Genomic DNA, 8,564 nt, shown 5'->3' with positions numbered 1-8,564 from the left:
AAACTGTCGATACAAAACATTTCCATTTGATTTCGTTCCGCTCTGTTTTCGCTCACCATTCTACTCAGCTCCCTTCTCCTATATTATACCACATAAATGCGAAAAAGACCAGCTTTCGCTGGACTTTTTCGACAGGCTGATCGCACAGTTATGCAACTGTGCGATATTTTTATATGGCAATCAAATAAATGATAATTTTTTATTTCACATAACTTACATGAAGAAGCTCGTGTATCTTGTCCTTCATGACGAAATCGTAGAGATCTCCAAGGATACGATTATCCTGCGAGCACTTAACAGAACTCTCTCTGTCTGAACGATAAAGGCCCTCTCCGCGCTTTTCACGATGTCTGTGAGAGATGTACGGCTGACCTGCACCGCTGATGCAGCCTCCGCGGCAAGCCATTACCTCGATAAGGTCATAGTTCAGCTCGCCTTTCTTTACGCCTTCAATAAGCTTGCTGGCGTTTGCAAGTCCGCTGACAACAGCGATATGAAGCTCACGTTCGCCGAATGGTATAACAGCTTCCTTTACGTCCTCCATGCCTCTTACTCCGACGTATTCTATCTGTGCAAGTGCTTTTCTTGAATTATCGTTTGCAACCTTTCTGAGAACAGCTTCTGTTACGCCGCCTGTAACTCCGAAAATAACGCCTGCACCCGATGCTGTACCAAATGGCATATCCACTGATTCAGGTTCGATCTCGTTGAACATTATACCTGATTCCTTGATGATCTTTATAAGCTCCTGAGTTGTGATAACGTCGTTTGTAACACCCTCAAATTCATCACGCTTAGCCTCGAATTTCTTTGCAGTACATGGCATAAGTGCAAAATGATAGTGCTTTGTCTTGCCTTCAGGAAGCTTATCCTTGTAGTACTCCTTGACTACTGCCGAGAACATACTCATCGGTGAACGGCAGGTAGAGATATTCGGGAGCATTTCAGGATACTTCTTCTCAACATAGCTTACCCATGCAGGACAGCATGATGTAAGGAGCGGAAGTGTTCCGCCGTTCTGTACTCTCTCAACGAACTCGCCTGCTTCTTCGATAACTGTAAGGTCTGCACCTGTAGCAGTATCAAATACCTTGTCAACGCCGATACGGTGAAGTACAGCTGTGATCTTGCCCATAGTATTATCGCCGAGCTCGAGACCAAGTTCCTTGCCGATACCTACACGGACAGCAGGTGCGATCTCGCAGGTAACGAATACCTCAGGGTCATCTATCATGTCGAGAACCTTTGATGAATCATCACGTACTATGATAGCTCCTGTAGGACAGTGAGCTGCACACTGACCGCAGTTTACACAGAGAGATTCAGCGATAGGCTTATTGAAAGCTGTACTGATAGTAGCGTTTGAACCTCTGTGTGCGAAGTCGATCGCGCCCACCTTCTGTACCTCGTTGCATTCACGTACACAGTCGCCGCAAAGGATACATTTACTGGAATCGCGGATAATACTCGGTGATGAGTCGTCGATGACCTTATTGGTCTTGTCGTTGTTGAAACGTACATTTGTTATGCCGAACTGTACTGCGAGCTCCTGTAATGTACATTTGCCGCTGTTTTCACAGGTCGTACAGTCACGGCAGTGGCTTGCAAGCAGAAGTTCAAGGATACCCTTGCGGTACTTGCGAAGTCTTGCTGTGTTAGTCTTTATTATCATGCCGCCGCGCGGAACTGTTGAACAGGCAGCCATCATTCTGCCCTTTTCGTCCTCGACCATGCACATACGACAGGCACCGTAGATAGAAAGATCGGAATGATAACAGAATACGGGAAGCTTTATGCCGCTCTTGCTGATAACTTCAAGAAGGTTTCTCTCCCCTTCTATTTTGACAAGTTTTCCGTCTATCTCAATAAAATTATCTAACTGCATATTATGCCTCCTCCTTGACTGCGCCGAATGAACAGTTGCTGATACAAGCGCCGCACTTGATACACTTATCCTGATCTATTACATATGGAGTCTTTATCTTGCCGTTAATAGCGTTTACAGGACAGTTTCTTGCACACTTTGAACAGCCCTTGCACTTCTCCGGGTCGATAACGTAGCGCTTCAGCTTGCTGCAAGCTCCTGCAGGACAGCGCTTCTCATAGATATGAGCTTCGTACTCCTCACGGAAGTTCTTTATAGTTGAGATGACAGGTGAAGGAGCAGTCTTTCCAAGTCCGCAGAGAGCTGTATTTGAAATAGTATCTGCCAGCTCTTCAAGAAGCTCGATATCTCCGTCCTGACCGTTGCCGGCTGTGATGCGTTCAAGTATCTCCAGCATACGCTTTGTACCCTCACGGCACGGAACACACTTACCGCAGGATTCATTCTGGGTGAAGTTCATGAAGAAACGTGCTATCTCCACCATACAGGTCTTATCGTCCATAACAACAAGTCCGCCTGAACCTATCATTGCGCCAACGCTCTTGAGTGAATCGAAATCCAGCGGAACGTCAAGCTCCTTCTCAGTAAGGCATCCGCCAGAAGGTCCGCCGATCTGTACAGCCTTGAACTTTGCATCGCCCTTCATACCGCCGCCGATATCGAATATAACTTCACGAAGAGTCGTTCCCATAGGAACTTCGATAAGTCCTGTATTCTTAATTGTACCTGTAAGGGCGAAAGCCTTTGTTCCGGGACTGTTCTCAGGTCCGATAGCCTTGTACCATGCTGCGCCCTTGTTGATTATCATAGGAACGTTTGCATATGTCTCAACGTTGTTAAGGTTTGTCGGCTTGTCAAAAAGACCGTGCTCAACTGTACGCGGAGGCTTAACACGAGGCATACCTCTCTTGCCCTCGATAGAAGCTGTAAGTGCTGAACCTTCGCCGCATACGAATGCGCCTGCACCGCGGTTGATATGTACATGGAAGCTCTTTCCCGAACCAAGTATATCATCACCGAGAATACCCAGCTCCTCAGCCTGTGCAATAGCGGTTCTCAGACGCTCTACTGCAAGCGGATACTCTGCACGTACATAGATATATCCCTCAGATGAGCCGATAGCGATACCTGCTATCATCATTCCTTCGAGAAGTCTGTGTGGGTCACCTTCCATAATGGAACGGTCCATAAATGCACCGGGATCGCCCTCATCACCATTACAAACGATGTACTTAGGAGTTTCCTTCTGCTTTGCACATGAAGCCCACTTTCTGCCTGCTCCGAATCCGCCGCCGCCGCGTCCTCTGAGGTTGGACTCGGATACTTCATTGATGATGTCATCGGAAGTTACTTCAAAGAGGCACTTTTCAAGTGCTGTATAGCCGCCGAGTGCGATATACTCGCGGATAGATGATGCGTTGATATGTCCGCAGGATTCAAGTACAACACGGGTCTGCTTCTTGTAGAAGGGGATCTCTTCCTGCTTTGGATATATCTCGCCGTTCTGCTTGTAAACAAGGCGCTCGATCATCTCGCCGTTGATGATAGTCTTCTCGATGATCTCCTCGCAGTCGTCGATCTTTACCTTTGTGTAGAGCCAGCCCTGCGGTTCGATACGAACGAGAGGTCCCATTTCGCAGAAGCCGTGACAGCCGCTCTTCTTCATGCCTACAGAATCGCCGTGCGGCTCATCAGCAAGCTCAACGTCTACATTTACGCCCTTAGCTTCAAGGAGCTCCTTGAGTCTGTCGAAAATATTCAGTGAACCGCCTGCAACACAGCCTGTACCGCCGCAGACGAGTATCTTTTTCTTTTCGCTGTCAAGAGCCTTCTTACAGACCTCTCTGAGAGCGATGAGTTCTTCTCTTGAATTGAGCTTATTCATTTGCAGCAGCCTCCTTTGCTCTGAGTTCGTTCAGCAGTTCAACAGCCTTTTCAGGTGTCATGGCAGGGTATGTCTCGCCGTTCACCGTAAGAACAGGTGCAAGTCCGCAGGCTCCGAGACATGATACAGTTTCAACTGTGAACATAAGGTCATCGGTCGTCTTCTTTTCCTCGCTGAGTCCAAGCTCTTCACGAAGCTTGTTAAGTATTGGCAGTGAACCTCTTACGTGACAGGCTGTACCGTCACAGCAGCGTATAACATACTTTCCCTTAGGATCAAGCGAGAAGTTCTCATAGAATGTAGCAACGCCGTAAAGACGTGCTTCGCCTACGTTGATAGCCTTTGCGATGTGAGGGAATATCTCCTCCGGGAGATAATGATAGTATTCCTGTATGTCCTGCAAAATAGCGATAGTTGAAAGCTCCTCAGCAGGATACTTTGCAAGGATATTATCAACTACTGTAAAATCGAAATCCTTTTTCATACTTTCTCCTTACTCATAATATATTCGTCGATAGCCTTAGCAGCTGTCTTGCCTGCGCCCATTGCAGATATTACGGTCGCAGCACCTGTTACTGCGTCGCCGCCTGCATATACGCCCTTGCGTGATGTAAGACCGTCCTCGGTAACGATTATGCCGCCGCGGTTATTTACTTCAAGGTCCTCTGTAGTATTCTTGATGAGCGGATTCGGTGACGTACCGATAGAGATGATGACTGTATCCACATCAAGTACGAACTCGCTTCCCTCAACAGGTACAGGTCTGCGTCTGCCTCTTTCGTCAGGCTCGCCAAGCTCCATTTTTATGCACTTCATGCCTGTTACGAAGCCGTTTTTCGGATCGCGGAGATCGTCGGGATTGTTGTATCCGAGTATCTCAACAGGATTATTGAGAAGGCGGAAGTCGATGCCTTCTTCCTGTGCGTGTTCTACCTCTTCCTTACGTGCAGGAAGCTCCTCCATGGAACGGCGGTAAACGATATACACATGGTCTGCACCAAGACGAAGCGCTGTTCTTGCAGCGTCCATCGCAACGTTTCCGCCGCCGACAACTGCAACATTTCCGCCTTTCATTATAGGTGTTTCAGGCTCGTCAAGGTAAGCCTTCATGAGGTTGCTTCTTGTGAGGAACTCGTTTGCTGAGTATACGCCCTTGCAGCTCTCACCAGGGATACCCATGAAGTTCGGCAGACCAGCTCCCGAACCGATGAATACTGCCTCAAATCCCATATCGAACAGCTCGTCGACCGTAAGTGTTTTTCCGATGATAACGTTTGTTTCGATATCAACACCCAGAGTCTTCAGAGCCTCAACTTCCTTTGCAACTATTGACTTAGGAAGTCTGAATTCAGGGATACCGTACACAAGTACGCCGCCTGCGGTGTGCAGCGCCTCATATACTGTTACCTTGTAGGCCTTCTTCGCAAGATCTCCTGCACAGGTAAGTCCTGAAGGGCCCGAACCTACTACTGCGACCTTGTGACCGTTTTGCTTGATATCTGAATCAGCTTTTTCTGTGTGTGTGTTGTGCCAGTCAGCTACGAAACGTTCAAGTCTGCCTATACCAACAGGCTCTCCCTTGATACCTCTTACGCACTTGCTCTCGCACTGTGTTTCCTGCGGACAGACTCTTCCGCATACAGCAGGCAGGCTGGAGGTCTGACTGATTATCAGGTATGCTCCCTCGAAATCGCCTTCCTTTATCTTTGTAATAAATTCAGGGATATGTATATTCACAGGACAGCCTGATACACACGGCATATTCTTGCAGCCGAGACAGCGATTTGCTTCATCGATCGCAGTTTCCTCTGAATATCCGAGAGTTACCTCGCTGAAATTATGAGCTCTTACCTGCGGCTCCTGTGCAGGCATGGGGTTTTTATCAGGTGACATATTTGGCATTTCAGTTTACCCCCTTTAAAAGATTGCAGGCTTTATCATATGCGTGACGCTCATATTCAGCATACATTCTGCCTCTTGACATCGCCTCATCGAAATCCACTTCATATCCGTTGAAGTCAGGACCGTCAACGCAGGCAAACTTTGTTACTTTCTTTCCGTCCTGATCCAGTGTAAGACGGCAGCCGCCGCACATACCTGTTCCGTCGATCATGATCGGATTCATTGATACTGTCACAGGCACATCAAATGGCTTTGCAGCTGCAACAACGAACTTCATCATTATAAGCGGTCCGATAGTGATTATCATATCGAACTTCTCACCTGCTTCGAGGTATTCCTTCAGCGGAACAGTTACATTGCCCTGACGAGCATATGAACCGTCATCTGTCATGACTGTAAGTCTGTCGGAACACTCTCTGAACTCGTCTTCAAGTATGAGCAGATCCTTGTTCCTGAAGCCTATGATGCTTGTAACTTCAGCACCAAGTCTGTGGAACTCCTGTGCAACAGGCATTGCGATCGCGCAGCCTACTCCGCCGCCTACGATACAGACCTTTCTGATGCCCTCTGTATGTGTTGCTACACCGAGAGGTCCTGCAAAGTCCTGTATATACTCGCCCTCGTTCTTGCTGTCAAGCATTTTTGTAGTCTTTCCGACTATCTGGAAGATTATCTTTACTGTACCGTTTTCAGGAGCTGTTCCTGCAACTGTAAGCGGTATGCGTTCACCGTTCTCATCAACGCGAAGTATGATGAACTGTCCCGGTTTAGCCTTTGCTGCGACCATAGGAGCATATATCTCCATCTGAGAAACGGTCGGATTAAGGCGTTTTTTAGAAACTATCTTATACATTTTCCACTCCGTTAATATTTATTTTTTCAGTTCGGCATACATGGTATTGCCGAGCTTTTCTATAACTGATTATAATTGTATCATATATGCGCATAACCGTGAATAATCAAAATGGTATAGCTGTTATATCATTCAGTTAATACAGGTCAGATATTGATGCTGTCAATGACCTTTCTTACACAGTCGGCGCTGTTGTGGAGCTGCTTTATCTCGTCATCTGTAAGGGGCAGCATTACCTTGCCCTGTACTCCCTTATTGCCGATGATATTAAGTATGCTCAGGCAGATGTCATCAAGTCCGTACTCGCCGTGGAGCATAGTAGAAACTGTCATGGTAGTGTCGATTCCTGTGAGGAGACACTTGCAGATGTAGCACACAGATGTCGATACCGCATAGAAAGTTGCCCCCTTGCGCTCGATAACGCTTGCACCTGACTTGCGTACATATTCCTCAACGGAATTATGGTCGAATGTAGGCATCACAGTTTCTTTTCCGTTTATGGACTCATGGAACTTCTCGATGGGGATATTTGAGATATTTGCAGCTGACCACGGTATGAATGATGAATCGCCGTGCTCGCCGAGAACATATGCGTGAACATTTTTCTGGTTTATCTTATAATACTCGGATATCCTTGTGCGGAGTCTCGAAGTATCAAGTATAGTTCCCGAACCGATAATATTATGATCCGGGATCCCCGAGCATTTACAGAACACATATGTCATAACATCAACAGGATTGCTTACTATGAGATAGTTTGTTTCTCCGGCATATCTTGTTATTTCCGGGATTATGCTCTTGAGGACATTTACGTTTGTCTGCGCAAGTTCAAGTCTGGACTGACCGGGCTTCCGTGCAATACCCGATGTTATAATAACTATGTCCGAACCCGCTGCATCTGCGTATGTGCCCGCATATACAGTAAACGGATTGCAGAAGGGCGAACCCTGCCTGATATCAAGGGCTTCACCGAGAGCCTTCTCGTTATTTATGTCTATCATCACTATCTCGGAAGCTACACCGAGAAGTGAAAGTGCGTAGGCTATTGTCGAACCAACGCTGCCTGTTCCTATAATCGTTATCTTATTCATAAAAGCACCTCTTGTTTATATTTTCTTTTTGATATCATAAGCTCATCAAGAAAAGCATTATCGGTTTTTGAAAGAGAATAGTTCTCACTGCGAATGAAATAATCAATACTCTCTCTGCTCATACCGTCAATATCTCTTTGTACGAGCTTGTATTTTTTCAGTGTTTCCGGCGAGAGCGGCGGTATTATCATGTATGTTCCGCTGTTGCGCGATACAAGCTCTGCCTGGGCAATTCCGTCGCTAACATAGATTATCCTTCCGGGAAGTGCATCGCTGTTGCTGCGAAGCTGTGACTCGCTTATCTCGGGAACAAAGTTCTTGCTCTGGCGCACCTCAAAAAAATTATCGAGGTCTTCATTGGTGATGACTTTACGCTCGGAAAGGAATGAATCCTCCGCAAATACAGCCACACATCTCGCTTCGCATAAGATCTCGGCTGCGAGAGAATGCACCTCAAAGAATCTGCGGAAATTGTTCTCGTATCTCTTGTCACAGCGGATTATTCCCATATGGCACTCGCTGTAGACCACTTTGTTTATGATGCTTTCCGTATCAGTTTCGATATAGCTGAATTCAATATTCTTTTCGACGCTGTACCTGTCAAGGAAATTGGTGAACGCCTCGGAAATATAATCCGCCCATATGACCGCAGCTGACATACGGAACGAATTGCTTGTGACCTTCTTGCAGTAGCTCTCGATAAGGTCAGTCTGTCGCTTTATATCCTCAGCGTATCTGAACAGCACCTCTCCGTCATTTGTAGGCACCATGCCTTTCGGAGTCCTGTTGAAGAGCTGCACTCCTATCTCCTCTTCGAGTGCAATTATCATCTTGCTCAGATTCGGCTGACTGACATATAGCTTCTCAGCAGCCTTTACTACCGAGCCCTCTCTTGAGACCTCAAGAGCATACAGCAGTACCTTGTGATTTATCATATTTCAGATTCTC

The 8,564-nt window shown here is 46.8% G+C and carries 7 protein-coding genes; all 7 read right to left on the bottom strand.

The features are described 5' to 3' along the window. Positions 1 to 199: 199 nt before the first annotated feature. The 7 genes from K6G33_RS11045 to K6G33_RS11015 all read right to left on the bottom strand — a co-directional run bounded on the left by K6G33_RS11045 (position 200) and on the right by K6G33_RS11015 (position 8,551). Positions 200 to 1,885 carry a [FeFe] hydrogenase, group A gene (locus K6G33_RS11045; protein WP_296779403.1) on the bottom strand — a complete coding sequence of 562 codons (1,686 nt, stop codon included), beginning with the start codon at positions 1,883 to 1,885 and terminating at the stop codon, positions 200 to 202. 1 nt (position 1,886) lies between these two features. After that, the gene (locus tag K6G33_RS11040; protein WP_296779400.1) at positions 1,887 to 3,770 is read right to left on the bottom strand and encodes an NADH-quinone oxidoreductase subunit NuoF; all 1,884 of its coding nucleotides are present in this window, start codon (positions 3,768 to 3,770) and stop codon (positions 1,887 to 1,889) included. Continuing rightward, positions 3,763 to 4,254 (bottom strand): NAD(P)H-dependent oxidoreductase subunit E, encoded by a 492-nt coding sequence (locus K6G33_RS11035; RefSeq protein ID WP_173449698.1) that lies wholly within the window; start codon positions 4,252 to 4,254, stop codon positions 3,763 to 3,765. Before K6G33_RS11035 ends, K6G33_RS11040 begins: the two co-directional genes overlap by 8 nt. Next, a complete protein-coding gene (gene gltA, locus K6G33_RS11030; RefSeq protein WP_296779396.1) occupies positions 4,251 to 5,672 on the bottom strand; it encodes an NADPH-dependent glutamate synthase in 1,422 nt (473 codons plus the stop codon). Before gltA ends, K6G33_RS11035 begins: the two co-directional genes overlap by 4 nt. 1 nt (position 5,673) lies before the next feature. Next, entirely contained in the window at positions 5,674 to 6,525 is an 852-nt protein-coding gene (locus tag K6G33_RS11025; RefSeq protein ID WP_296779394.1) for a sulfide/dihydroorotate dehydrogenase-like FAD/NAD-binding protein, read from the bottom strand. A gap of 146 nt (positions 6,526 to 6,671) precedes the next feature. Then, positions 6,672 to 7,616: an L-lactate dehydrogenase gene (locus K6G33_RS11020; RefSeq protein WP_296779391.1), complete on the bottom strand. Its 945-nt coding sequence runs from the start codon at positions 7,614 to 7,616 to the stop codon at positions 6,672 to 6,674. Further along, positions 7,613 to 8,551 (bottom strand): LysR family transcriptional regulator, encoded by a 939-nt coding sequence (locus K6G33_RS11015; RefSeq protein ID WP_173449694.1) that lies wholly within the window; start codon positions 8,549 to 8,551, stop codon positions 7,613 to 7,615. Before K6G33_RS11015 ends, K6G33_RS11020 begins: the two co-directional genes overlap by 4 nt. Between the last annotated feature and the right edge of the window lie 13 nt (positions 8,552 to 8,564).

The sequence above is a fragment of the Ruminococcus sp. genome (assembly GCF_024691275.1).
Classification (GTDB): Bacteria; Bacillota; Clostridia; order Oscillospirales; family Ruminococcaceae; genus Ruminococcus.
Note: the sequence above shows the minus strand (reverse complement) of the source record. Positions and strands in the feature narration are given on the sequence as shown.

Excerpts from the sequence above, each read along its gene's own strand:
- K6G33_RS11045 (WP_296779403.1), bottom strand. The coding sequence starts at position 1,885 with ATGCAGTTAGATAATTTTATTGAGATAGACGGAAAACTTGTCAAAATA.
- K6G33_RS11025 (WP_296779394.1), bottom strand. The coding sequence starts at position 6,525 with ATGTATAAGATAGTTTCTAAAAAACGCCTTAATCCGACCGTTTCTCAG.
- K6G33_RS11020 (WP_296779391.1), bottom strand. The coding sequence starts at position 7,616 with ATGAATAAGATAACGATTATAGGAACAGGCAGCGTTGGTTCGACAATA.
- K6G33_RS11015 (WP_173449694.1), bottom strand. The coding sequence starts at position 8,551 with ATGATAAATCACAAGGTACTGCTGTATGCTCTTGAGGTCTCAAGAGAG.
- K6G33_RS11035 (WP_173449698.1), bottom strand. The coding sequence starts at position 4,254 with ATGAAAAAGGATTTCGATTTTACAGTAGTTGATAATATCCTTGCAAAG.
- gltA (WP_296779396.1), bottom strand. The coding sequence starts at position 5,672 with ATGCCAAATATGTCACCTGATAAAAACCCCATGCCTGCACAGGAGCCG.
- K6G33_RS11040 (WP_296779400.1), bottom strand. The coding sequence starts at position 3,770 with ATGAATAAGCTCAATTCAAGAGAAGAACTCATCGCTCTCAGAGAGGTC.